Below are 22,605 nucleotides of genomic sequence, written 5' to 3' on the forward strand. Positions count from 1 at the left end.
GCTCTTAGTGATGAGGGATTGTCGATGACGCGTAAACGCGCCCTGGGACGCGGCCTGGATGCCCTGATCGGCGCCGGCGCCCGCCGCCGCGAAAGCCTGGACCTGCCCGAGGTCGACACCACGCTGCAGGACGGCGAGCTGAACGGCGCGGTACCCGAGGCCGCCGGCGCCGAGGAACGCCTCGAGCGCCTGCCGCTGGGCCAGCTGTGCCGCGGCAAGTACCAGCCCCGTCGGGACATCCAGCCCGAGGCCCTCGAGGAGCTGGCCGACTCGATCCGCGCCCAGGGGGTCATGCAACCCATCGTGGTGCGGCCGATCGACGAGCAACGTTACGAAATCATCGCCGGCGAGCGGCGCTGGCGAGCGGCCCAACTGGCCGAGCTCGACGTCATTCCGGCGGTGGTGCGCGAGGTCAGCGACGAGGTCGCCCTGGCCCTCGCCCTGATCGAGAACATCCAGCGCGAGAACCTCAATCCCATCGAGGAAGCCATGGCCCTCAAGCGGTTGCTCGACGAGTTCGAGCTGACCCAGCAGCAGGCCGCCGATGCCGTGGGTCGTTCCCGGGCCCAGGTCGCCAACCTGCTGCGCCTGCTGGCCCTGGACCCCGAGGTGCAGACCCTGCTCGAGCGCGGCGACCTGGACATGGGCCATGCCCGGGCCCTGCTGGCGCTGTCCGGGGCCAAGCAGCGCAAGGCCGCCCACGAAGTGGTCAACAAGGATCTCACCGTGCGCGCCACCGAGGCGCTGGTGAAGCAGTTGAGCAGCGGCGAGACGAAGAAGGCCGAGACCCCGTCGCCGAGCCCGGACGTGGCCCGCCTCGAGTCGCGCCTGGCCGATCTGCTCGGCGCCCCGGTGAAGATCCAGCACGGCCGCGGCGGCAAGGGGCGAGTGACCATTCGCTACGCCAGCCTCGACGAGCTGGATGGCATCCTCGAACACATCCGCTGAGCGACCCGCTCGAGCGATCCAAAGAAGCGATTAGCGAGCTAACTGAAGCTGCGGATCTTTTCTCGACTTTTAGTCGTAAGCTGGCGCGATATCGTGCGAAATCGCTTCGTGATCGGTTGAAGCCTTGGTGGGCCTTCCCTATAATCGCGCCGGACCCGCCGTTGGCATCCCGAGCGGTGGTTCTCGAGGCAGAGGGGACGTCAAGCGTCGGCAGAGTTCACGGAGACCCCATGGCAGCCAGCATCAAGCGTCCCAGCGTCCGACGACTGCTCCTGGTGCAGCTTGCGGTGGTCGGCCTCGCAACGGCGCTCGCCGCGGGATCGGGAGGCGCTCCCGCCGCGCTTTCGGCGCTGCTGGGGGGGATGGTGGCCTTCCTGCCCAACGCCTATTTCGCCTGGCGAGTCTTCCGCTATCAGGGGGCTCGGCATTCCAGGAACATCGTCAACGGCTTCTACCGTGCGGAAGCCGGGAAGTTCGGTTTGACGGCGGCTCTGTTCACCCTGGTGTTCGTTGCAGTGCCCCCCTCAAACCCCGCTTTCTTCTTTGGCGCTTACGTGGTGACGCTGTTCGTCCACTGGCTGGGACCCTGGCTCCTTAGGCGACCGTCACACACCTGAAATCGAGGCAGATCATGGCAGGCAACAACCCGACTCCGACGGAGTACATCCAGCACCACCTGCAGAACCTGACCTTCGGGAATCATCCGGAGCACGGCTGGAGCATCGCCCATTCGGCCGAGGAGGCCACCGAGATGGGCTTCTGGGCCATCCATCTCGACACCCTGGGCTGGTCGATCGGCCTCGGCCTGATGTTCATGCTGCTGTTCCGCAAGGTGGCCCAGAGCGCCACCACCGGCATCCCCGGCGGCGTGCAGAACTTCGTCGAGCTGATGGTCGAGTTCGTCGACAACTCGGTCAAGGACACCTTCCACGGCAAGAGCAAGCTGATCGCGCCGCTGTCGCTGACGATCTTCTGCTGGGTCTTCCTGATGAACCTCATGGACCTGGTGCCGGTGGACGTCCTGCCCACGCTGGCGCAGAAGATCGGTGCCATGTTCGGGGCCGATCCCGCCCACGTCTACTTCAAGGTCGTGCCGACCACCGACGTCAACGCCACCCTCGGCATGTCGCTGTCGGTCTTCGCCCTGATCATCTTCTATACCATCCGCGAGAAGGGCGTCTCGGGCTTCATCGGCGAGTTGACCCTGCACCCGTTCAATTCCCCGAACAAGCTGGTGCAGGCGCTGTTCGTGCCGGTCAACTTCGTGCTCGAGACCGTGACCCTGATCGCCAAGCCGATCTCGCTCGGTCTGCGTCTGTTCGGCAACCTCTACGCCGGCGAGCTGATCTTCATCCTGATCGCCATGATCGGGTTGTGGCAGCTGCCGCTGCATTTCACCTGGGCGGTGTTCCACATCCTGGTCATCACCCTGCAGGCCTTCATCTTCATGATGCTGACCATCGTCTATCTCGCCATGGCGGTGGAAAAGCACTGACCTTTCAACCCTTAACCCACTCACCCTTAACCATTAACCACTAGACGAAAACTGGAGAGACCACCATGGAAGCACAAGTTCTGGGTATGACCGCCATCGCCGTGTCCCTGCTGATCGGCCTGGGTGCCCTGGGCACCGCCATCGGCTTCGGCCTGCTGGGCGGCAAGTTCCTGGAAGGCGCCGCGCGTCAGCCGGAAATGATCCCGATGCTGCAGGTCAAGATGTTCATCGTCGCCGGCCTGCTGGACGCCGTGACCATGATCGGTGTGGGTATCGCGCTGTTCTTCACCTTCGCCAACCCGTTTGTCGGTTAAATCGCGACGGTCGCAAGACCCGTCGTGACGTTAACCCCAAACCTGTGACGCGAGAGGTGCTGGCGTGAACCTGAACCTAACCCTGATCGGCCAGGCTATCGCCTTTGCGTTCTTCGTCTGGTTCTGCATGAGGTTTGTCTGGCCGCCGGTCATGCAAGCCCTGCAGGAACGTCAGAAGAAGATCGCCGATGGCCTGGATGCTGCCAGCCGTGCTTCACGCGATCTCGAACTGGCCGAAGAGCAGGCCAACGAGACGCTGCGCGAGAGCAAGGAGCAGGCGGCCGAAATCCTGGAGCAGGCCCACAAGCGGTCCAACCAGATGATCGACGAGGCGCGTGAGCAGGCCCGCCAGGAAGGCGAGCGCATGATCACGCAGGCCAAGTCCGAGATTGAGCAGGAAATCAACCGCGCGAAAGATGAGTTGCGCAGCCAGGTGTCGCGGCTCGCCGTCGTGGCCGCGGAGCGCATCCTGGAGTCCGCCATCGACGAGAAGCAGCACGGCAAGCTCGTTGACAAACTCGCCGAAGAGCTCTGAGGAGGTGACCCATGGCGGAACTGTCAACCGTCGCTCGCCCCTACGCCAAGGCGGCCTTCGAACACGCCGTTGAGAACAAGGCGCTCGCCGACTGGTCCGGCATGCTCGCCATCGTGGCGCAGGTCGTCGCCGACGACGACCTGCGCCGCCGGGTGCTGGGCAATCCGCGCCTTTCCAGCGCGCAGAAGGCGGAGGCGCTCGTCGACATCTGCGGCGACGCCGTCGACGACGGCGTCCGCAACTTCCTGCGCCTGGTCGGCCAGAAGGGGCGCCTGGCGGCCCTTCCCGCCATCGCCGAGCAGTTCGAGCTGCTCAAGGCCCAGCAGGAGAAGCGCATGGACGTGAACATCGTCTCCGCCTTCCCGCTGGACGACGGGCAGCAGGAAAAGCTGGCGAGCGCGCTGGCCAAGCGTCTGAACCGCGAAATCTCCATTACCACTCAGGTGGATTCCACCCTCCTGGGGGGCGTCATCCTGCGCGCCGGCGACACCGTCATCGACGGGTCGGTCCGCGGTCGACTGAACCGCCTCCACGAGGCCCTTTCCGCCTGAGTCTGAGGGACATGGCATGCAGCAACTGAATCCTTCCGAGATCAGCGACATCATCAAGCAGCGTATCGAGAAGCTGGATGTCGCATCCGAAGCCCGTAACCAGGGCACCATCGTCAGCGTGTCTGACGGCATCGTGCAGATCCACGGCCTCGCCGACGCGATGTTCGGCGAGATGATCGAGTTCCCCGGCGGCATCTTCGGCATGACGCTGAACCTCGAGCGCGACAACGTCGGTGCCGTGGTGCTGGGCGACTACCAGCAGCTCGAAGAGGGCATGACCGCCCAGTGCACCGGCCGCATCCTCGAGGTGCCGGTGGGCCCCGAGCTGCGCGGCCGCGTGGTCGATGCCCTGGGCAACCCCATCGACGGCAAGGGCGACATCAACGCCAAGATGACCGACGCGGTGGAAAAGGTCGCCCCCGGCGTGATCACCCGCCAGTCCGTCGACCAGCCGATCCAGACCGGCTTCAAGTCGATCGACGCCATGGTGCCGATCGGCCGCGGCCAGCGTGAGCTGATCATCGGCGACCGCCAGATCGGCAAGTCCGCCATCGCCATCGATGCGATCATCAACCAGAAGGGCAAGGACGTCACCTGCGTCTATGTGGCCATCGGCCAGAAGCAGTCGACCATTGCCAACGTGGTGCGCAAGCTCGAGGAGCACGGTGCCATGGAACACACCATCGTGGTCGCCGCCGGCGCCGCCGATCCGGCCCCGATGCAGTTCCTCGCCGCTTACTCCGGCTGCACCATGGGCGAGTACTTCCGCGACCGCGGCGAAGACGCCCTGATCGTCTACGACGACCTGTCCAAGCAGGCCGTGGCCTATCGCCAGGTCTCCCTGCTGCTGCGTCGTCCGCCGGGCCGCGAGGCCTTCCCGGGGGATGTCTTCTACCTCCACTCCCGCCTGCTCGAGCGTGCCGCTCGCGTCAACGCCGACTACGTCGAGAAGTTCACGGATGGCGAGGTGAAGGGCAAGACCGGCTCGCTGACCGCCCTGCCGATCATCGAGACCCAGGGCGGCGACGTCTCCGCCTTCGTGCCGACCAACGTGATCTCCATCACCGACGGTCAGATCTTCCTCGAGACCGACCTGTTCAACTCGGGCATCCGTCCGGCCATCAACGCCGGCCTCTCGGTGTCCCGTGTCGGTGGCTCGGCCCAGACCAAGGTCATCAAGAAGCTCGGCGGCAGCGTGCGCCTGGCCCTGGCCCAGTACCGCGAGCTGGCGGCCTTCGCCCAGTTCGCCTCCGACTTGGACGAGGCCACCCGCAAGCAGCTCGAGCACGGTCAGCGCGTCACCGAGCTGATGAAGCAGCACCAGTACTCGCCGATGTCCGTGGCCGAGATGGCCGTCTCCCTGTATGCCGCCAACGAGGGCTACCTGGAGGACGTCGACGTCAAGAAGGTGCTGGACTTCGAGCGTGCCCTGCAGGACTTCATGAAGTCCGAGTACGCCGAACTGCTCGACAAGATCAACCAGACCGGCGACTACAGCGACGAGATCAAGAATGGCCTGAAGGAAGGTCTCGACAAGTTCAAGGCGACTCAGAGCTGGTAATCCCGTTGGCCCGTCCCCGCCAGGGGGCGGGCCCTGGAGCTTTCTGAGGCCACGAACAAAGGTAGATCGCTATGGCAGCTGCAAAAGAGATACGCACCCAGATCGGGAGCATCAAGAACACGCAGAAGATCACCAGTGCCATGGAGATGGTCGCTGCGTCGAAGATGCGCAAGGCGCAGGATCGGATGAAGGCCAGCCAGCCCTACGCCAAGCAGATCCGCAACGTCGTGGGCCACATCGCCGATGCCAACCCGGAGTACAAGCATCCGTGGATGGATGAGCGCGAGGTCAAGCGGGTCGGCTACATCGTGGTGTCCAGTGACCGCGGCCTGTGTGGCGGCTTGAACGTCAACCTGTTCAAGTCCGTCGTCAGGGAGGCCAAGGCCTGGCGCGACAGCGGCGCGGAACTCGACTTCTGCGCGCTGGGCAGCAAGGCCACCACCTTCTTCCGCAAATATGGCGGCAGCCTGGTCGCGGCCAAGAGCGGCCTGGGCGAGGCCCCGGCACAGGACGACCTGATCGGCAGCGTGAAGGTGATGCTGGATGCGTACGACGAGGGCAAGCTGGACCGCCTCTACGTGGTGTTCAACGAGTTCGTCAACACCATGACCCAGAAGCCGGTGGTCCGTCAGCTGCTGCCCTTGTCCGCCGAGATGAGCGCGGATGATGCGCAGATTGAAGAACACAAGCGTCCCGGTAGCTGGGACTACCTGTATGAGCCGGATGCCAAGGAGCTATTGGATAGCCTGCTCGTGCGTTTCGTCGAGGCGCAGGTCTATCAGGCGGTGGTCGAGAACGTGGCCTGCGAGCAGGCCGCGCGCATGATCGCGATGAAGAGTGCCACCGACAACGCCGGCAATCTGATCGACGACCTGGAGCTGGTGTACAACAAGGCCCGTCAGGCGGCCATCACCCAGGAAATCTCCGAGATCGTCGGTGGCGCCGCCGCCGTATAGCCCGGGGGAGGGCGCGGCCCTCCCGGCAAGCAGGTTTCATTTGCAGGTATTTGAGAGGAACCAAGATGAGCGGACGTATCGTACAAATCATCGGCGCGGTGATTGACGTAGAGTTTCCGCGGGACGATGTTCCCAAGGTCTACGACGCGCTGAAGGTCTCCGAGAAGGAGACCGTTCTCGAGGCCCAGCAGCAACTGGGCGACGGCGTGGTGCGCACCATCGCCATGGGCTCCACCGAGGGCCTCAAGCGTGGCATGGACGTCGCCAACACCGGCGCGGCCATCTCCGTGCCGGTGGGCAAGGAGACCCTGGGCCGCATCATGAACGTGCTGGGCGAGCCCATCGACGAGGCGGGCGAGATCGGCGAGGCCGAGCGCATGCCGATCCACCGCAAGGCGCCGGGCTATGCCGACCAGGCGGCCACCAACGAGCTGCTGGAGACCGGCATCAAGGTCATCGACCTGGTCTGCCCGTTCGCCAAGGGCGGCAAGGTCGGCCTGTTCGGCGGCGCCGGCGTCGGCAAGACCGTCAACATGATGGAGCTGATCCGCAACATCGCCACCGAGCACAGCGGTTACTCCGTATTCGCCGGTGTCGGCGAGCGGACCCGCGAGGGCAACGACTTCTACCACGAGATGGAGGAGTCCAACGTTCTCGACAAGGTGTCGCTGGTCTACGGCCAGATGAACGAGCCGCCCGGCAACCGCCTGCGCGTGGCCCTGACCGGCCTGACCATCGCCGAGAAGTTCCGCGATGAAGGCCGCGACGTGCTGCTGTTCGTCGACAACATCTACCGCTACACCCTGGCGGGTACCGAGGTCTCGGCGCTGCTGGGCCGCATGCCCTCCGCGGTGGGCTACCAGCCGACCCTGGCCGAGGAGATGGGTGTGCTGCAGGAGCGCATCACCTCCACCAAGACCGGCTCCATCACCTCCGTGCAGGCGGTGTACGTGCCCGCGGACGACCTGACCGACCCGTCCCCGGCGACCACCTTCTCGCACCTGGACGCCACCGTGGTACTGGCGCGTTCCATCGCCGAGCTGGGCATCTACCCGGCCATCGATCCGCTGGACTCCACCTCGCGTCAGCTGGATCCGCTGGTCGTCGGCGACGAGCACTACAACACCGCCCGCGGTGTGCAGGGCGTGCTGCAGCGCTACAAGGAGCTCAAGGACATCATCGCCATCCTGGGCATGGACGAGCTGTCCGACGAGGACAAGCTGGCCGTCTCCCGGGCGCGCAAGATCCAGCGCTTCCTGTCGCAGCCGTTCTTCGTCGCCGAGGTCTTCACCGGAGCGCCCGGCAAGTACGTGTCGCTGAAGGAGACCATTCGTGGTTTCCAGGGCATCCTCGACGGCGAGTACGACGAGCTGCCGGAGCAGGCCTTCTACATGGTCGGCACCATCGACGAGGCCGTCGAGAAAGCCAACCAGATGAAGTAATCCCTCCACCTGGGAGACGTCATCATGACGAAAAGCTTCAAGTGCGAGATCGTCAGCGCCGAGGCGTCGATCTTCTCCGGCAATGCCGAGCAGGTCGTGGCGGCCGGGCGCATGGGGGATCTCGGGATCCTGGCCGGTCACACGCCGCTGCTCACCGAGCTGGCCCCCGGTCCGGTCCGTATCGTCCTGGGGGGAGGTGACGAGGATCACTTCTACGTCTCGGGCGGCTTCCTCGAGGTGCAGCCCGACGTCGTCACCGTGCTGGCCGATACGGCCATCCGCGCCGATGACCTCGACGAGGCCGCCGCCGAGGAGGCTCGCCAGCACGCACTCAAGGCGATGGACGAGAAGTCCGCGGAGATGGACTACACCCGTGCCGCGGCCGAGCTGGCCGAGGCCATGGCCCAGCTGCGCACCATCCAGCAGCTGCGCCGCAAGGTGGGCCGGAGCTGATTCCGGGCTCCTGCCATGCATGACGATCGCGCCCCCCGGACTCGTGTCGGGGGGCGTTTTCGTTGCCGTTGCCTGCCCGCCCGGGCATCGCGAGGACGAGCCCGATGCCACTCGATGATTCCCTGACCCCGCACAAGACCGCGCTGCTGGCCGCCCTGGAGGCGGACGACCGCGCGCGTCTCGATGCCCAGCTGCCCGAACTGCGCTCCGCCGACATCGCCGAGATCCTCCAGGACCTGCTGGAGGACGACGACGTGCTGCGCGGGCGCGCCCTGCTGGATTGCCTGCCGCTGGAGCGGCGGGCCAGCGTGATCGGCCACCTGCACGCCGAGGAGCAGCTCGTCATCGCCGAGGCCATGGGCGATGACGTGTTGCTGGCGGTACTGGAGGAGATGGGCGCCGACGAGCGCACCGACCTGTTCAAGGTGCTCGGCGAGGACCGTCGCGAGGTGCTGTTGCGGCGCATGGCACGCCAGGAGCGCGAGGACCTCAAGCGCCTGGCCAGCTACGAGGAGGGCACCGCCGGGGCGCTGATGACCTCCGACTATGTGGCCATCCCCGCCGGCATGACGGTGTCCCGGGCGATGATGCGGGTGCGCCAGACGGCGCCGGATGCCGAGACCGTCTACCAGCTGTATGTGATCGATCCCGAGGGCCGGCTGGCGGGCACCATGTCGCTGCGCCAGTTGATGGTGGCGCGGCCGGGGGCCCGGGTCGACGAGCTGATGATCCGCGACGTCATCCATGCCAAGGTGGACACGCCCCAGGAGGAGGTGGCGCGGATCGTCGCCCGCTACGACCTGCTGGCGCTGCCGGTGGTCGACGAGAGCCGTCGCCTGGTGGGCATCGTCACCCACGACGATGCCATGGATGTGGTGGAGTCCGAGGCCACCGAGGATATCCACAAGGGGATGTCCATCGGCCAGCTGGAGGATGGCGTCGGGCGGGTGCCGCTCGCCAGCCTGTACCGCAAGCGGGTCACCTGGCTGGTATTGCTGGTGTTCGGCAACCTGTTCTCCGGCGCCGGCATCGCCTACTTCGAGGACACCATCGCCGCGCAGGTGGCGCTGGTGTTCTTCCTGCCGCTGCTGATCGGCAGCGGCGGCAACGCCGGCGCCCAGGCCGCCACCCTGATGGTGCGCGGCATGGCCACCGGCGACGTCGGGGTCAAGGACTGGGGCAAGCTGCTGGGGCGGGAACTGCTGGTGGCCGGCTCGCTGGGGCTGACCATGGCGCTGGCCGTGGCGCCCATCGGGGTGATCCGTGCCGGCGAGGCGGTGGCCCTGGTGGTGGCGGTGAGCATGATCGCCATCGTGCTGTTCGGCAGCCTGCTCGGCATGTGCCTGCCCTTCGTGCTCGACCGCCTGGGCTGGGACCCGGCCACCGCCTCGGCGCCGCTGGTGACCACCCTGATCGACGCCTCGGGCGTGCTGATCTACTTCGGCTTCGCCACCCTGATCCTGTCCGCGGGCTGACGGGCGGGGCGGACAGCTAGGTCCCGAGCGTGTATTCTCTGCACCGCCCGAACGTCGTTTCCCAACGTCTCACATCACAGGATACTTCCATGGATTGGTTACAGATTGTCCTGCTGTCTTTCATCCAGGGGCTGACCGAGTTCCTGCCGATCTCCAGTTCCGCCCATCTGATCCTGCTGCCGGTGTTGACCGACTGGTCCGACCAGGGCCTGGCCTTCGACGTGGCCCTGCACCTGGGCAGCCTCGCCGCGGTGGTGCTCTACTTCCGCCACGAGCTGGTCGCCATGGTCGGCAGCTGGGGACGCAGCGTGGCGGGGCGCGGTACCGACGAGGATGCCCGCCTGGCCTGGTGGGTGATCCTGGCGACCGTGCCGGTGGGCCTGGCGGGGCTCGCCTTCAAGGACAGCATCGAGGTGGTGATGCGCTCGCCGCTGGTGCTCGCCGGCGGGCTGATCGCCTTCGGCCTGCTGCTCGGCTATGCCGACTGGCGGCACCGCGGGGCGCGAAACGAGTACCACATGCACTGGCGCGATGCCCTGTGGATCGGCCTGGCCCAGGCCCTGGCGTTGATTCCCGGGACCTCGCGGTCGGGCATCACCATGACCGTGGCGCTGCTGCTGGGCCTGAACCGCGAGGCCGCGGCGCGCTTCTCCTTCCTGCTGTCGATCCCGGTGATCGTGCTGGCCGGCGGGCTCGAGGCGCTGAGCCTCGCCGAATCGCCGGTCCCGGTGGCCTGGCTCGACCTGGCGGCGGGCACGCTGCTGTCCGGCATCAGTGCCTATCTGTGCATCCATTTCTTCCTGGTGTTCATCAAGCGGATCGGCATGCAGCCCTTCGTGGTCTATCGACTCATTCTCGGGGTGGCCCTGATCTGGCTGTTCGGCTGAGGAAGCACTGATTTATTGCTGCGCTCGATATCCTGGCCGCCGGCGGTGCTCGGAATCCTCATGTAGCAGGCTACACTCCGGTTCCTGCGCTCCGGCGGCAACCAGCCTCTCTTCGCTCGCGACATAAATCAGCGCATCCTTCGGTCTTTATTTGTTGGAGTCCTCATGTCACTCCCTCACCATCGCCTCGCCTTGCTGACGCTGCTGCTGGTCGTCCTGCTGGCCGGCTGCTCGGAGCGCACGCTGGAGACGCCGGTCAGGCTCGAGGGCGATATCTTCGGCACCTACTACCAGGTGAACCTCGCCGACCCGATCACCGCCGAGCGGCGCGACGCCCTCGGGGCAGGCATCCTGGCCGAGCTCGAGAGTGTCGATGCCTCCATGTCCACCTACCGTGACGATGCCGAGCTGGTGGCCTTCAACCAGGCCCCGGTGGGCGAATGGCAGACGCTCTCCGCGCCGCTGATCGAGGTGCTGTCGATCGCCCATCGGGTGGGCGAGGCCAGCGGCGGCGCCTTCGACGTCACCGTGGGTGGGCTGGTCAACCTGTGGAGCTTCGGCCCCGAGGCGCGGCCCCGGGAGGTGCCGGAAGACGCGCTGATCGCCGAGCGGCTCGCCGAGGTCGGCATGGATACCCTGGAGATCGATGTGGACCAGCGGCGCGCGCGCCGCCTGAAGGATGTCTTCGTCGACCTCTCCGGGGTGGCCAAGGGACATGCCACCGACCGGGTGGCGGCCTATCTGGCCGAGCAGGGCATCGAGAACTACCTGGTCAACATCGGCGGCGAACTCGAGGTCGCGGGATTCCGCGACGGCGAGGCCGAACCCTGGCGCATCGGCGTCGAGATTCCCCGGGACGGCCGGCCCCAGGCCCAGCATGTGCTGGCCCTCCACGATACGTCGGTGGCCACCTCCGGCGACTACCGCAACTACTTCGAGGAAGACGGGCGTCGCTACTCGCATACCATCGACCCGCGCACCGGCCGCCCGATCCAGCATCGCCTGGCCTCGGTGACGGTCGTGGATGCCTCCAACGCCCGCGCCGATGCCTGGGCCACCGCCATCTCGGTGCTCGGCGAGGACGAGGGCATGGCCCTGGCCCGCGAGCACGACCTGGCCGTGCTGGTGCTGGTGCGCAACGAGGCCGGCGATGGCTGGGTGAGCCTGGCCAGTCCGGCCTTCGCGGTGCGCTTCGGCCGCGACAGGCTCGAGGAGATGGGCGTCGAGGTGGCCGACGGGGCGGTCGGCGACGTGGCAGCCGAGGCCCCGTAAGCACTAGAATGACCCGATTCAACGAGTGATCGGCAAGGAGTCACGATGAGCCTCGACGTGGTAATACTGGCGGCCGGGCAGGGCACCCGGATGCGTTCGACCCTGCCCAAGGTGCTGCACCGCCTGGCGGGCAAGCCCATGGTGCGTCACGTGATCGATACGGCCCGGGGGCTCGAGGCCGAGCGTACCCATGTGGTGGTCGGCCATGGCGCCGAGCATGTGCGCGAGGCCCTGGCCGACTGTCGTGTGCGCTTCGCCCTGCAGGCCGAGCAGAAGGGCACCGGCCACGCCGTGGCCCAGACCCTCGATGCCCTCGGCAACGGCAAGGTGCTGGTGCTCTATGGCGATGTGCCGCTGACCCGCCGCGAGACCCTGCGCGGGCTGCTCGAGGCCGTCGACGAGCAGCACCTGGGCCTGCTCACCGTGACCCTCGATGAGCCCGACGGCTATGGCCGTATCCTGCGCAACGAGGCCGGCGAGGCCGTGGCCATCGTCGAGCACAAGGATGCCTCGGAGGCCGAGCGCGCGGTGTGCGAGTGCAACACCGGCATCATGGCCATGACCGCTGCCCAGCTGCGTCGCTGGCTGCCCCGGCTGTCGGCCGACAATGCCCAGGGCGAGTACTACCTCACCGATATCATCGCCATGGCCGCCGCCGAGGGCGTGAAGATCGCCACCGCCCAGCCGGCGCGCCCCCTGGAGGTCGAGGGCGTCAACAACCGGGCCCAGATGGCCCGTCTCGAGCGCGCCCACCAGGCGGATATCGCCGAGGCGCTGATGGCGCAAGGCGTGGCCCTGCTGGACCCCTCGCGGCTGGACGTGCGGGGCACCCTGACCTGCGGGCACGACGTCGAGATCGACGTGGGCTGCGTGTTCGAGGGCGAGGTGGAGCTCGGCGAGGGGGTGCGCATCGGGCCGCATTGCGTGATTCGCGACAGCCATATCGGCGCCGAGACCGCGGTCGAGCCACACAGCGTCATCGAGGGCGCCGTGGCCGCCGGGCACAACCGCATCGGGCCCTTCGCCCGGCTGCGTCCCGGCTCGCGGCTGGCGGTGGGGGCACGGATCGGCAATTTCGTCGAGACCAAGAACGCCGAGGTGGGCGAGGGCAGCAAGATCAACCACCTGAGCTACGTGGGCGATGCCCGGCTGGGGCGAGACGTCAACGTCGGTGCCGGCACCATCACCTGCAACTATGACGGCGCCAACAAGCACCACACCGAGATCGGCGACGGTGCCTTCATCGGCTCCAACACCGCCCTGGTGGCCCCGGTGAGCGTCGGCAAGGGCGCGACCGTGGGGGCCGGTTCGACCCTGAGCCGCGACGTGGCGGACAACGCCCTGGCGGTGAGCCGGGCGCGGCTGATCACCAAGGACGATTGGTTGCGACCGGTCAAGCACAAGGACTATTGAGGAGAACGGCATGTGTGGAATCGTCGGCGCTGTCGCCCAGCGCAACGTCCAGGGCATCCTGCTCGAGGGCCTCAAGCGCCTGGAATACCGCGGCTATGACTCGGCGGGCATGGCCATCCGTGCCGACGACGGCCGGTTGCAGCGCTGCCGCGCCCTGGGCAAGGTGGCGGCCCTGGAGGACAAGCTCGCGGCGGCCCCCCTGGCCGGCCACAGCGGCATCGCCCACACCCGCTGGGCCACCCATGGCCGGCCCAGCGAGGCCAATGCCCACCCCCACCAGTCCGGGGAGCGCCTGGCGGTGGTGCACAACGGCATCATCGAGAACCACGAGGCCCTGCGCGACGAGCTCGAGGCCGTCGGCTACTCCTTCGCCTCCGAGACCGATACCGAGGTGGTGGCGCACCTGCTCGAGCGCGAGGCGCGTCAGGGCGACCTGCTCGGCGCGGTGCAGCGGGTGCTGGCGCGCCTCGACGGGGCCTATGCCCTGGGCGTGATCCATGCCGACGAGCCGGACGTGGTGATCGGAGCGCGCAAGGGCAGCCCCCTGGTGGTGGGCGTGGGGATCGAGGAGGCCTTCCTGGCCTCCGACCCCCTGGCCCTGCTGCGCGTCACCGACCGCTTCATCTACCTGGAAGAGGGCGACGTGGTGCGCCTCGCCGCCGGCGGGGAGATCACCATCCTCGATGCCGCGGGGACCCCGGTGACCCGGGAGATCCAGACCTTCGAGCACGGCGATGGTGCCGCCAGCAAGGGCGAGTATCGCCACTTCATGCTCAAGGAGATCCACGAGCAGCCAACGGTGATCGCCGCGGCCCTGGAGGGGCGCCTGGGCGATCGCAACGTGCTGGTGGAGAGCTTCGGGCCCGAGGCCGAGACGCTGTTCGCGGGCGTCCGGCAGATCCACCTGGTGGCCTGCGGCACCAGCTACCATGCCGGCCTGGTGGCCCGCTACTGGCTGGAGCGCTATGCGGGGGTCCCCGTGCAGGTGGAGGTGGCCTCGGAGTACCGCTACCGCCGGGTGGTGGTCCCCGAGGGCACGCTCTTCGTCACCCTGTCCCAGTCCGGCGAGACCGCCGACACCCTGGCGGCCCTGCGCTTCGCCAGGGACCGCGATTACCTGGGCAGCCTGGCGATCTGCAACGTGCCGGGCAGCTCCCTGGTGCGGGAATCCGACCTGACGCTGATGACCCGGGCGGGGCCGGAGATCGGGGTGGCCTCGACCAAGGCCTTCACCACCCAGCTGACCGCGCTGATGCTGCTCACCCTGGCGCTGGGCCGGCTGCGCGGCCAGGACCCCGACGAGCAGGCCGGCCTGGTCGAGGCCCTGCGCGGCCTGCCGGGGCTGGTGCGGCGCGTGCTGTCCCTGGACCCGGCCATCGAGGCGCTGTCCACGGCCTTCGGCGAGAAGCACCATGCCCTCTTCCTCGGCCGCGGCGCGCACTTCCCGATCGCCCTGGAGGGGGCCCTGAAGCTCAAGGAAATCTCCTACATCCATGCCGAGGCCTATCCGGCCGGCGAGCTCAAGCACGGGCCGCTGGCCCTGGTCGACAGCGAGATGCCGGTGATCTCGGTGGCGCCCAACGATGAGCTGCTCGACAAGCTCAAGTCCAACCTCCAGGAGGTGCGGGCCCGGGGCGGCGAGCTGTTCGTCTTCGCCGACGCCGAGGTGGGCCTGGCCGAGGAGGAGGGGGTCCATGTGCTGCGCCTGCCCCATGTGCACGAGGCGCTGGCGCCGATCCTCTATACCCTGCCGCTGCAGCTGCTCTCCTACCACGTGGCGGTGCTCAAGGGCACCGACGTGGATCAGCCGCGCAACCTGGCCAAGTCCGTGACGGTGGAGTGAGCGCGGCGGACGCCCCGCCGCCCCTGCACCTGGGCCTGCCCATGTGGGCCAATCCCGACTGGCGCGGCGGCCTCTACCCGCCGCACGGGGGCGGCGACGGGCACCTGGCCGACTATGCCCGGGTGTTCTCCGCCGTGGAGGGCAATACCACCTTCTACAGCGGGGCCCCGCGGCCGGAGACCGTGGCCGCCTGGTCGCGCCAGGCGCCCTCGGCCTTCCGCTTCTGCTTCAAGCTGCCGGCGAGCCTGACCCACGAGCGCCGCCTGGTCGGAGTGGCCCCGGACCTGGAGGCGTTCCTGGCGACCCTGGCTCCCCTGCGGGATCGCCTGGGCCCGGTGATGGTCCAGTTGCCCCGCGACTTCGGCGCCGACGAGCTGCCACGGCTCGACGCCGTGCTGTCCCGCTGGCCGAAGGCGATTCCCTGTGCCGTGGAGGTGCGGCACAGCGAATTTTTCCACAAGGGCACGGCCGAGACGGCTCTCAACAGATTGTTGATAAGTCATGGCGTGAACCGCGTCATGCTCGACGTCCGGCCGCTGTTCTCCACGCCGGCCGGCGACCACCCCGGCATGCGTCAGGCCCAGGGGGAAAAGCCGAAACGTCCATTACACGTGCTTTCCACGGCGAATCATCCACTGGTGCGCTTCATCGGGCATGTTGACGCAGCGATCAATATCCGCTATTTCGGCCCCTGGATCGACCGCCTCGCCCTGTGGATAAAACAGGGGAAAACCCCTTTCCTCTTTGTGCATACCGCCGACAATCGCCAGGCGCCCGAGCTGGCCCGGCGGCTCTACCGGGACCTGGCGGTCCGGGCCGATCTCCCCGCCTTGCCGGCCTTCCCCGGCGAGCGGCAGACGCGACTGTTCTGATCGACCACGAGGCGCCGGATGGTTTCGTGCCGATGGCTGGCCATCAAGCGTATGATCGGATACTTTTACGGCTCGATCGTCACTTGCCATCGGATATTGCGGATTCTCACGCCTATCCCGCGTGATCCTGCGTATATCCCTCCATGAGGTTTCCGCCGCCACGAGGGCGGCGGAAGCGTTGCCTCGGCAGCGATCCTGCTCGGCATTCGTTATGCCCTTGAATGCACCATCCCGCGATCCGGGGTGGCGCGGACGTGGCGACTACAACCACAACGCCGTCATCGCATCCGATCGATCGATGACGACACGTACCATCAGGGTGATCTATGTCCATCAAGCAACATCAACACGCGCACTGGTCGTCCCGGCTGGCCTTCATCCTCGCGGCGACGGGGTCCGCGGTCGGCCTGGGCAACATCTGGAAGTTTCCCTACATGGTGGGGGAGAGCGGCGGGGCGGCCTTCGTGCTGATCTACCTGCTGTGTATCGGCCTGATCGGCCTGCCGATCCTGGTGGCCGAATGGCTGATCGGCCGCCGCGGCCAGAACAATCCGGCGAACGCCATGGCCGACCTGGCCAAGGGCGCCGGACGCCCGCGGGCCTGGATGCTGGTCGGCATCAGCGGGATCCTCGGCGCCTTCCTGATCCTCTCCTTCTACAGCGTGATCGGCGGCTGGTCGCTGTACTACACCCTGAACTCGGTCACCGGCGCCTTCAGCGGCCAGGACGCCGACGGCATCGGCGCACTGTTCAACGCCATGCTGGCCAGTCCCGGCCTGCTGCTGGCCGGTCATTCGGTGTTCATGCTGCTGGTCATCGGCATCGTGGCCCGCGGCGTGACCAAGGGCCTGGAAGGCGCCGTGCGCACCCTGATGCCGGCGCTGGGCGTGCTGATGGTGGTGCTGGTCGGCTACGGCATGACCACCGGCCACTTCGGCCAGGCACTGACCTACCTGTTCAACCCGGACTGGAGCGCCCTGTCCGGCGAGACCGTCCTGGCGGCCCTGGGCCATGCCTTCTTCACCCTGTCGCTGGGAATGGGGATCATGATGGCCTATGGCTCCTACCTGGGCCGGGAGGTCGACCTGCTCAAGACCGCCCGCACCGTGGTGATCATGGACACCGTCATCGCCCTGGGGGCCGGCCTGGCGATCTTCCCCATCGTCTTCGCCAATGATCTCGACCTGGCCTCCGGACCGGGCCTGATCTTCGTCACCCTGCCGCTGGCCTTCGGCAAGATGGGCGGCGGCATCATCGTCGGCCTGATGTTCTTCCTGCTGCTGACCTTCGCCGCCCTGACCTCGGCCATCTCGCTGCTCGAGCCGGTGGTGGAGTTCGTCGAGGAGCGCACCCCGCTGTCCCGTGTGGCCTCCACCCTGGTGGCCGGCGTGGCCGCCTGGGGGCTGGGCATCGCGGCGCTGCTGTCGTTCAACCTGTGGAGCGAGCCGGTGCTGTTCGGCCTGAACGTCTTCGACCTGCTCGACAAGCTGACCAGCAAGTTCATGCTGCCACTGACCGGGCTGGGGGTGATCCTGTTCACCGCCTGGCAACTGGATCGCCATGAGGTGGCCCGGGAACTGGGGCTGTCGGGCACCGCTGCCGGCATCTGGCACCTGGTGACCCGCTTCATCGCCCCCATCGGCGTGGCGGTGGTGTTCGTCTCCAGCCTGTAAGGCAGGCCCGCGACCATCGAGGGAAAGCGCCCCCCAGAGCCCCGCTGCGGCGGGGCTCTGCATGTCCGGGGGAGCGGGCCGGGGCGGTCGAGATCAGTGCATCTCGTCCTCGCTCGCCTCGTCCTCCGGCAGGTCGGCGATGTCCTGGCTGAGGCGCTTGAACTCCTCATGGAGCTCGATGCCCCGCCGGGCCCGGAGGTTGCGCTGCGCCGCGGTGCGGGAGCGCTGTTCGTGTTCGGCGACTTCCATGCTCATGAAGATGTCGAGAAGCTCGCTCTTGACGGAGGTTAACCGTTCGACATTGCGCATGATCCACTCTCCAAAAGATTCCGCGACACTGCAATTCTTACTATACCGTACTTGACAGAATGATGACCGTCAGGGCCCAACGCTGCCCGGCGCCGGCCGCCGGGTCTGGCCCGGGAGGCGAGGGCACGCGAGAGTCCCCCTCGGGGGCCGCTTGGGGCATAATGGGGTCCATAACCCGCGGAGTCGCGTGGCGCGTCGAGCGAGCGCCCCGTGACTCGCCGACCAGGAGTGCCGCGTGAGCCTTGGCCTGTTCGATGAGATGAGACGCCGCATGGAGCATTTCCGTCGCTCCGAGCAGAAGGTGGCGCGTTTCGTGCTGCGCAACCCCGACGAAGTGATCCACATGCGCATCGTCGACCTGGCCACCGAGGCCAAGGTCAGCGAGCCCACGGTGGTGCGCTTCTGCCGGGCCCTGGGCTGCAATGGCTTCCAGGACTTCAAGCTCAAGTTGGCGCAGATGCTGGCCACCGGGAGCCAGTTCGCCCAGTTCTCCATGAACGACAGCGACTCGGTGGCCGAATTCTCCCACAGCATCTTCGACTCCACCGTCGGCACCCTGCTGTCGGTGCGGGACCGGCTGGACAACGAGGCGCTGAGCAAGGCGATCAACGCCCTGGGCATGGCCAACCGGGTGGAGTTCTACGGGTTCGGCGCCTCCGGTGCGGTGGCCTTCGATGCCCAGCACAAGTTCTTCCGCCTGCAGATCTCCACGGCGGCCTACGCCGACCCGCACATGCAGAACATGTCGGCGGCGACCCTCAAGGATGGCGACGTGGTGGTGGCCATCTCCCAGACCGGGCGGACCCGGGCCCTGGTGGCCAGCGTACGCATGGCCAGGGAGGCCGGTGCCACGGTGATCGGACTCTGCCCCAGCGGCTCGCCGCTGGCCGGCGAGGTCACCCTGCCGCTGTACATCGACGTCCACGAGGACACCGAGATCTACACGCCGATGAGCTCGCGCATCGCCCACCTGGTGCTGATCGACGTGCTGGCGGTCGGCGTGGCCAAGGCCCGTGGCCCGAAGCTCGCCGAGCAGCTCAAGGCGGTGAAGAAGAGCCTCAACCCGCTGCGCTTCCCCGAGCAGGAAGGCAAGCCCTGACCCGTCTCCGCCGGGCGCGATATGGTAAGCTGTCGGCCCATTTTCCAAGCAGCGATGCCTTCCCGCTATGGACGACGTCACGGCGATTCTCGACCACATGAACCCGGCCCAGCGCGAGGCCGTCAGCGCCCCCCAGGGCAACATGCTGGTACTGGCCGGCGCCGGGTCGGGCAAGACCCGGGTGCTGGTGCACCGCATCGCCTGGCTGATGCAGGCCGAGGGACTCTCGCCCTATGCCGTGCTGGCGGTGACCTTCACCAACAAGGCCGCCCGGGAGATGCGCACCCGCCTGGAGGCCCTGCTGGGCATCTCGCTGCGCAACGTCTGGGTCGGCACCTTCCACTCCATCGGCCATCGCCTGCTGCGCACCCACTGGCAGGACGCCCGCCTGCCCCAGCACTTCCAGATCATCGACAGCGACGACCAGCTTCGCCTGGTCAAGCGCCTGCTGAAGGATCATCGCATCGACGACGAGCGCTTCCCGCCGCGCCAGGTGCAGTCCTTCATCTCCGGCTGCAAGGAGGAGGGCCTGCGCCCCCATCAGGTGGATGCCCATGGCGACGCCTACCTGGGCCAGATGGTCGAGCTCTACGAGCGCTACCAGCTGACCTGCGAGCGCGGCGGCCTGGTCGACTTCGGCGAGCTGCTGCTCAGGAGCCTCGAGCTGCTGCGTGACAACCCGGCGCTGCTGGCCCATTACCAGGAGCGCTTCGCCCATGTGCTGGTCGACGAGTTCCAGGACACCAATACCCTGCAGTACGCCTGGCTCAAGCTGCTCACCGGCCTGCGCACGCCGATGACCGTGGTCGGTGACGATGACCAGTCCATCTACGGCTGGCGCGGCGCACGGATCGAGAACATCCGCCGCTTCGAGCAGGAGTTTCCGGCGACCCGCACGGTACGCCTGGAGCAGAACTACCGCTCCACCAGTGCCATCCTCGATGCCGCCAACGCCCTGATCCGCCATAACGCCGAGCGCATGGGCAAGGAGCTGTGGACCGCCGGCGAGCGGGGCGAGCCGATCTCGGTCTACAGCGGCTTCAATGACCTCGACGAGTCGCGCTTCATCGTCGACACCATCCGCGAGAAGGTCGAGGAGGGCATCAACCGCCGCGAGATCGCCATCCTCTATCGCTCCAATGCCCAGTCCCGGGTGCTCGAGGAGACGCTGATCCGCCAGGGCGTGCCCTATCGGATCTATGGGGGGCAGCGCTTCTACGAGCGCCTGGAGATCAAGAACGCCCTGGCCTACCTGCGCCTGCTGCTCAATCGCGATGATGATGCCTCGCTGGAGCGGGTGATCAATGTCCCGGCCCGGGGCATCGGTACCCGCACCGTGGAGGTGCTGCGGGAGCGGGCACGACAGGCCGGCGTGTCGCTCTGGCAGGCGCTGCACGACGCCCAGCTGGACGGGGCCCTCAGGGGCCGGGCCGCCACCTCGGTGAAGGCCTTCGCCGACCTCATCGAGCGCCTCGACAACCAGACCGCGGGCCTGGCGCTCCACGAGATCATCGACCATGTCAACGAGCGCTCCGGCCTGGTGGAGCACCATCGCAACGAGCGGGGCGAGAAGGGCCAGGCCCGGGTCGAGAACCTCGAGGAGCTGGTCACCGCCGCCAAGGCCTTCACCCAGGGCGAGGCCCTCGATCCGGTGGAGGCCGGCGAGGGTGCGGCGGCCCTGGAGGCCTTCCTCGCCGAGGCGGCGCTGAATGCCGGCGACCATGAGGCGGACGAGTTCGAGGATTGCGTGCAGTTGATGACCCTGCACTCGGCCAAGGGCCTGGAGTTCCCGGTGGTGTTCGTCGCCGGCGTCGAGGAGGGGCTCTTCCCCCACAAGATGTCCCTGGAGGAACCCGGTCGCCTCGAGGAGGAGCGCCGGCTGTGCTATGTGGGCCTGACCCGGGCGATGCGCAAGCTCTATCTCACCCACGCCGAGCTGCGTCGGCTGCACGGCAAGGAGACCTTCCAGCGGCCGTCGCGCTTCCTGCGCGAGCTGCCCGAGGAATTCCTCGAGGAGGTGCGCCTGCGTGGCCAGATCTCGCGCCCGGTCACCGCCTCGCGCCCCACACCGAGCCGGCGTCAGGACGCCGTCGACGGGGGCGGCGACCTGCCGTCGCTGTCGCTGGGCCAGCGGGTCAGCCACCCGATCTTCGGCGAGGGGGTGATCCTCAATGCCGAGGGGGAGGGCGAGCGGGCTCGGGTCCAGGTCAGCTTCCAGGGCGAGGGGGACAAGTGGCTGGTATTGGGCTTCGCCAAGCTCACGCCGCTATAGGTGCGCCGGGAGACGCCGGGTCGCTTGCCGCTGAATTCGGCTTTCACGCATACTGCCGAAGGAACAGGCGTGCCCCTCGGCGCGCCGTACAACGATCATCGAGGAGTCGCGCCCGCCATGGAACGTCGCCATTTTCTCAAGACCGTCGGGGCCGGCACCGCCGGTGTCGTCGCCGCGCCCTTCGTTTCCACCGCCGGTGCCCAGGAGCCCATCACCTGGAACATGGTGACCTCCTGGCCCAAGAACTTCCCGGCGCTGGGCACCGGCGCCAACGAACTCGCCGAACGCATCGAGCGGATGTCCGGAGGCCGCATGCGCGTGCGGGTCCACGGCGCCGGCGAGATGGTCCCGGCCCTGGAGGTCTTCGACGCGGTGTCCGGCGGGACCGCCGAGATGGGCCATTCCGCGTCCTACTACTGGCGCGGCAAGGTCGCCGCCGCCCAGTTCTTCACCGCGGTGCCCTTCGGCATGACCACCACCGAGACCAATGCCTGGCTCTACCATGGCGGCGGCCAGGCGTTGTGGGATGAGCTCTACGCCGAGCACAACCTCAAGCCCTTCGCGGTGGGCAATACCGGCACCCAGATGGCCGGCTGGTTCAAGAAGGAGATCGACTCCCTGGAGGACATGCAGGGACTCAAGCTGCGGCTGCCGGGGCTGGCCGGCGAGGCGATGAGCGGCATCGGCGTGACCACCCTGACCATCCCGGGCAGCGAGATCTTCACCTCCATGCAGACCGGGGTGCTGGATGCCGCCGACTGGGTCGGCCCCTACAACGACCTGGCCTTCGGCCTGCACCAGGTGGCGGAGTACTACTACACCTCGGCCTGGAACGAGCCCAGCGCCATCCTCGAGGGCACCGTCAACCTGGAGGCCTGGAAGGCCCTCCCGGACGACCTGAAGGCCGTGGTGAGCGAGGCGGCCCGGGCCTCCAACCTGGCGATGATCAGCGAGTACGCCTATCGCAATGCCGAGGCGCTGCGGACCCTGGTCGACGAGCACGGCGTGAAGCTGCGCGCCTTCCCCGATGAGGTTATGGCGGCGCTGCACGACTCGTCGCAGCGGGTCCTTCGCCAGCAGGTCGAGAGCGACGAGGCGTCGCGCCGCGTATACGAGGCCTATCGCGACTTCCAGCAGAAGGTCAGGCCCTTCACCGACGTCGGCGAGTTCGCCTACCTCAAGGCGCGGGACCGCCTGGCCTGAGCCAGCCGAGGCCTTGCCGCAGCGCAGGACGG

Annotated in this window: 21 protein-coding genes; 20 read left to right on the forward strand and 1 reads right to left on the reverse strand. The window is 67.4% G+C overall.

The window, feature by feature from the left end:
• Positions 1 to 24 precede the first annotated feature (24 nt).
• The 17 genes from FHR97_RS07360 to FHR97_RS07440 all read left to right on the forward strand — a co-directional run bounded on the left by FHR97_RS07360 (position 25) and on the right by FHR97_RS07440 (position 17,690).
• Positions 25 to 948 (forward strand): ParB/RepB/Spo0J family partition protein, encoded by a 924-nt coding sequence (locus tag FHR97_RS07360; protein WP_183383123.1) that lies wholly within the window; start codon positions 25 to 27, stop codon positions 946 to 948.
• A 230-nt stretch (positions 949 to 1,178) separates the two neighbouring features.
• On the forward strand, positions 1,179 to 1,565 hold the full coding sequence (locus FHR97_RS07365) for an ATP synthase subunit I (protein ID WP_183383124.1): 387 nt from the start codon (positions 1,179 to 1,181) through the stop codon (positions 1,563 to 1,565).
• 14 nt (positions 1,566 to 1,579) lie between these two features.
• Positions 1,580 to 2,443 carry a F0F1 ATP synthase subunit A gene (gene atpB, locus FHR97_RS07370; RefSeq protein ID WP_183383125.1) on the forward strand — a complete coding sequence of 288 codons (864 nt, stop codon included), beginning with the start codon at positions 1,580 to 1,582 and terminating at the stop codon, positions 2,441 to 2,443.
• A 65-nt stretch (positions 2,444 to 2,508) separates the two neighbouring features.
• Positions 2,509 to 2,757 carry a F0F1 ATP synthase subunit C gene (gene atpE / locus FHR97_RS07375; RefSeq protein ID WP_126482095.1) on the forward strand — a complete coding sequence of 83 codons (249 nt, stop codon included), beginning with the start codon at positions 2,509 to 2,511 and terminating at the stop codon, positions 2,755 to 2,757.
• A 64-nt stretch (positions 2,758 to 2,821) separates the two neighbouring features.
• Positions 2,822 to 3,292, forward strand: a complete 471-nt coding sequence (locus FHR97_RS07380) for a F0F1 ATP synthase subunit B (protein WP_183383126.1) — start codon at positions 2,822 to 2,824, stop codon at positions 3,290 to 3,292.
• Positions 3,293 to 3,303: 11 nt separating this feature from the next.
• Complete coding sequence (locus FHR97_RS07385; RefSeq protein ID WP_183383127.1) at positions 3,304 to 3,843, forward strand: F0F1 ATP synthase subunit delta; 540 nt, start codon at positions 3,304 to 3,306, stop codon at positions 3,841 to 3,843.
• Between the two features lie 16 nt (positions 3,844 to 3,859).
• Positions 3,860 to 5,404 (forward strand): F0F1 ATP synthase subunit alpha, encoded by a 1,545-nt coding sequence (gene atpA / locus FHR97_RS07390; protein WP_183383128.1) that lies wholly within the window; start codon positions 3,860 to 3,862, stop codon positions 5,402 to 5,404.
• 71 nt (positions 5,405 to 5,475) lie between these two features.
• A complete protein-coding gene (atpG, locus tag FHR97_RS07395) occupies positions 5,476 to 6,360 on the forward strand; it encodes a F0F1 ATP synthase subunit gamma (RefSeq protein WP_183383129.1) in 885 nt (294 codons plus the stop codon).
• Positions 6,361 to 6,425: 65 nt separating this feature from the next.
• Entirely contained in the window at positions 6,426 to 7,802 is a 1,377-nt protein-coding gene (atpD, locus tag FHR97_RS07400; RefSeq protein ID WP_183383130.1) for a F0F1 ATP synthase subunit beta, read from the forward strand.
• Positions 7,803 to 7,826: 24 nt separating this feature from the next.
• On the forward strand, positions 7,827 to 8,255 hold the full coding sequence (locus FHR97_RS07405; protein ID WP_183383131.1) for a F0F1 ATP synthase subunit epsilon: 429 nt from the start codon (positions 7,827 to 7,829) through the stop codon (positions 8,253 to 8,255).
• Positions 8,256 to 8,359: 104 nt separating this feature from the next.
• A complete protein-coding gene (gene mgtE / locus FHR97_RS07410; RefSeq protein ID WP_183383132.1) occupies positions 8,360 to 9,730 on the forward strand; it encodes a magnesium transporter in 1,371 nt (456 codons plus the stop codon).
• 89 nt (positions 9,731 to 9,819) lie between these two features.
• A complete protein-coding gene (locus FHR97_RS07415; protein ID WP_183383134.1) occupies positions 9,820 to 10,617 on the forward strand; it encodes an undecaprenyl-diphosphate phosphatase in 798 nt (265 codons plus the stop codon).
• Between the two features lie 165 nt (positions 10,618 to 10,782).
• Positions 10,783 to 11,889, forward strand: coding sequence for an FAD:protein FMN transferase (locus FHR97_RS07420; protein ID WP_183383135.1), 1,107 nt, complete (start codon positions 10,783 to 10,785; stop codon positions 11,887 to 11,889).
• 45 nt (positions 11,890 to 11,934) lie between these two features.
• Positions 11,935 to 13,302 carry a bifunctional UDP-N-acetylglucosamine diphosphorylase/glucosamine-1-phosphate N-acetyltransferase GlmU gene (gene glmU, locus FHR97_RS07425; protein WP_183383136.1) on the forward strand — a complete coding sequence of 456 codons (1,368 nt, stop codon included), beginning with the start codon at positions 11,935 to 11,937 and terminating at the stop codon, positions 13,300 to 13,302.
• A gap of 10 nt (positions 13,303 to 13,312) precedes the next feature.
• The gene (gene glmS, locus FHR97_RS07430; protein WP_183383137.1) at positions 13,313 to 15,145 is read left to right on the forward strand and encodes a glutamine--fructose-6-phosphate transaminase (isomerizing); all 1,833 of its coding nucleotides are present in this window, start codon (positions 13,313 to 13,315) and stop codon (positions 15,143 to 15,145) included.
• A 41-nt stretch (positions 15,146 to 15,186) separates the two neighbouring features.
• Positions 15,187 to 16,017 (forward strand): DUF72 domain-containing protein, encoded by an 831-nt coding sequence (locus FHR97_RS07435; protein WP_183383365.1) that lies wholly within the window; start codon positions 15,187 to 15,189, stop codon positions 16,015 to 16,017.
• Positions 16,018 to 16,343: 326 nt separating this feature from the next.
• Positions 16,344 to 17,690, forward strand: a complete 1,347-nt coding sequence (locus FHR97_RS07440) for a sodium-dependent transporter (RefSeq protein WP_221187717.1) — start codon at positions 16,344 to 16,346, stop codon at positions 17,688 to 17,690.
• A gap of 93 nt (positions 17,691 to 17,783) precedes the next feature.
• Here FHR97_RS07440 and FHR97_RS07445 read toward each other — a convergent pair whose 3' ends face one another.
• Positions 17,784 to 17,999 (reverse strand): PA3496 family putative envelope integrity protein, encoded by a 216-nt coding sequence (locus FHR97_RS07445; RefSeq protein ID WP_183383138.1) that lies wholly within the window; start codon positions 17,997 to 17,999, stop codon positions 17,784 to 17,786.
• A gap of 235 nt (positions 18,000 to 18,234) precedes the next feature.
• Here FHR97_RS07445 and hexR point away from each other — a divergent pair, with 235 nt between their 5' ends.
• From hexR to FHR97_RS07460, 3 genes are all read left to right on the forward strand, one after another.
• Positions 18,235 to 19,098 (forward strand): transcriptional regulator HexR, encoded by an 864-nt coding sequence (gene hexR, locus FHR97_RS07450; protein WP_183383139.1) that lies wholly within the window; start codon positions 18,235 to 18,237, stop codon positions 19,096 to 19,098.
• A 67-nt stretch (positions 19,099 to 19,165) separates the two neighbouring features.
• Positions 19,166 to 21,370: a DNA helicase II gene (gene uvrD / locus FHR97_RS07455; protein ID WP_183383140.1), complete on the forward strand. Its 2,205-nt coding sequence runs from the start codon at positions 19,166 to 19,168 to the stop codon at positions 21,368 to 21,370.
• A gap of 117 nt (positions 21,371 to 21,487) precedes the next feature.
• Complete coding sequence (locus FHR97_RS07460) at positions 21,488 to 22,573, forward strand: TRAP transporter substrate-binding protein (protein ID WP_183383141.1); 1,086 nt, start codon at positions 21,488 to 21,490, stop codon at positions 22,571 to 22,573.
• The last annotated feature ends 32 nt before the right edge of the window (positions 22,574 to 22,605 follow it).

This window comes from Halomonas stenophila (assembly GCF_014192275.1).
Taxonomy (GTDB): domain Bacteria; phylum Pseudomonadota; class Gammaproteobacteria; order Pseudomonadales; family Halomonadaceae; genus Halomonas; species Halomonas stenophila.

Bases quoted from the DNA above. Each gene is read 5' to 3' on its own strand.
- FHR97_RS07360 (WP_183383123.1), top strand. From the start codon at position 25: ATGACGCGTAAACGCGCCCTGGGACGCGGCCTGGATGCCCTGATCGGC.
- FHR97_RS07365 (WP_183383124.1), top strand. From the start codon at position 1,179: ATGGCAGCCAGCATCAAGCGTCCCAGCGTCCGACGACTGCTCCTGGTG.
- atpB (WP_183383125.1), top strand. From the start codon at position 1,580: ATGGCAGGCAACAACCCGACTCCGACGGAGTACATCCAGCACCACCTG.
- atpE (WP_126482095.1), top strand. From the start codon at position 2,509: ATGGAAGCACAAGTTCTGGGTATGACCGCCATCGCCGTGTCCCTGCTG.
- FHR97_RS07385 (WP_183383127.1), top strand. From the start codon at position 3,304: ATGGCGGAACTGTCAACCGTCGCTCGCCCCTACGCCAAGGCGGCCTTC.
- atpA (WP_183383128.1), top strand. From the start codon at position 3,860: ATGCAGCAACTGAATCCTTCCGAGATCAGCGACATCATCAAGCAGCGT.
- atpG (WP_183383129.1), top strand. From the start codon at position 5,476: ATGGCAGCTGCAAAAGAGATACGCACCCAGATCGGGAGCATCAAGAAC.
- atpD (WP_183383130.1), top strand. From the start codon at position 6,426: ATGAGCGGACGTATCGTACAAATCATCGGCGCGGTGATTGACGTAGAG.
- FHR97_RS07405 (WP_183383131.1), top strand. From the start codon at position 7,827: ATGACGAAAAGCTTCAAGTGCGAGATCGTCAGCGCCGAGGCGTCGATC.
- mgtE (WP_183383132.1), top strand. From the start codon at position 8,360: ATGCCACTCGATGATTCCCTGACCCCGCACAAGACCGCGCTGCTGGCC.
- FHR97_RS07415 (WP_183383134.1), top strand. From the start codon at position 9,820: ATGGATTGGTTACAGATTGTCCTGCTGTCTTTCATCCAGGGGCTGACC.
- FHR97_RS07420 (WP_183383135.1), top strand. From the start codon at position 10,783: ATGTCACTCCCTCACCATCGCCTCGCCTTGCTGACGCTGCTGCTGGTC.
- glmU (WP_183383136.1), top strand. From the start codon at position 11,935: ATGAGCCTCGACGTGGTAATACTGGCGGCCGGGCAGGGCACCCGGATG.
- glmS (WP_183383137.1), top strand. From the start codon at position 13,313: ATGTGTGGAATCGTCGGCGCTGTCGCCCAGCGCAACGTCCAGGGCATC.
- FHR97_RS07435 (WP_183383365.1), top strand. From the start codon at position 15,187: ATGTGGGCCAATCCCGACTGGCGCGGCGGCCTCTACCCGCCGCACGGG.
- FHR97_RS07440 (WP_221187717.1), top strand. From the start codon at position 16,344: ATGTCCATCAAGCAACATCAACACGCGCACTGGTCGTCCCGGCTGGCC.
- FHR97_RS07445 (WP_183383138.1), bottom strand. From the start codon at position 17,999: ATGCGCAATGTCGAACGGTTAACCTCCGTCAAGAGCGAGCTTCTCGAC.
- uvrD (WP_183383140.1), top strand. From the start codon at position 19,166: ATGGACGACGTCACGGCGATTCTCGACCACATGAACCCGGCCCAGCGC.
- FHR97_RS07460 (WP_183383141.1), top strand. From the start codon at position 21,488: ATGGAACGTCGCCATTTTCTCAAGACCGTCGGGGCCGGCACCGCCGGT.